This is a genomic window from Actinomadura roseirufa (assembly GCF_900659635.1).
Lineage (GTDB): Bacteria > Actinomycetota > Actinomycetes > Streptosporangiales > Streptosporangiaceae > Spirillospora > Spirillospora roseirufa.
This window is the reverse complement of record NZ_CAACVB010000590.1, coordinates 1-693: the sequence shown is the minus strand read 5'-3', so window position 1 is coordinate 693 and position 693 is coordinate 1. Positions and strand designations below refer to the sequence as shown.

Annotated in this window: 1 protein-coding gene; it reads right to left on the bottom strand. The window is 69.7% G+C overall.

Going from position 1 to position 693, the window contains the following annotated elements; all coding sequences use genetic code 11:
* Positions 1 to 206: 206 nt before the first annotated feature.
* The coding region (locus E1291_RS41580) for a winged helix-turn-helix domain-containing protein (protein ID WP_207401282.1) at positions 207 to 693 on the bottom strand (487 nt) is incomplete at its 5' end.

Sequence of the window (693 nt, the reverse complement as noted above, 5' to 3'; positions counted from 1 at the left end):
CAGTAATCGGATGTAGTCGCCCTCGTCGAACCCCTTCCGCTGGTGTTTTCGGCCGTAGTAGGCGTGTGCGCGATAGATCAGCCGGGGATGCTCGTCGGGCTTGATCGCCACGAGCGCGGCCAGCGAGATCCGGTGGGTGCCACGGGAAGTGACACGCACCACCGGTGTGCGTCCGCGTCGTCCCCAGGTGGTGCCTTTGGGCGGCCTCAGCCCCTGGCCGGCTTCGTCTTCGAAGCAGATCCAGGCGCCCAGGTCCGCCGCGGTGTTTCCACCGTCGGCCACACCTCCGCCCGCCATCGGTCGATCCGCTGCTCGTCGCGCTCGGCCGCACGGCGGGTCGGTGTCTGCACGCTCCATCCGATCCGGTGCAGCAGCACGTCCACTCCGGCCGGGGTGTAGGAGACCGAGAACAGCTCCCAGATCACCTCGGCGATCCGCGCGAGTGTCCACCGCTGGTCTTCGACCCAGCCGTGCGCGGCCGGGCCGAGATCCAACGCCTCCTCCAGGAGATTCACCTGGTCATCGGTTAGCTTGCATCTCGCGCCGCCAGCGCCCTTGGACGCCAGCGCCGCCGTCCCGCCACTCTGCCAGGCCCGCCGCCACCGGTTCACCGACATCCGCGACACCCGGAACCGGCGCCCGATCTCCGCATCCGACAACCCCACATCGAACAGCCCGGCCGCCTCCCGCCGC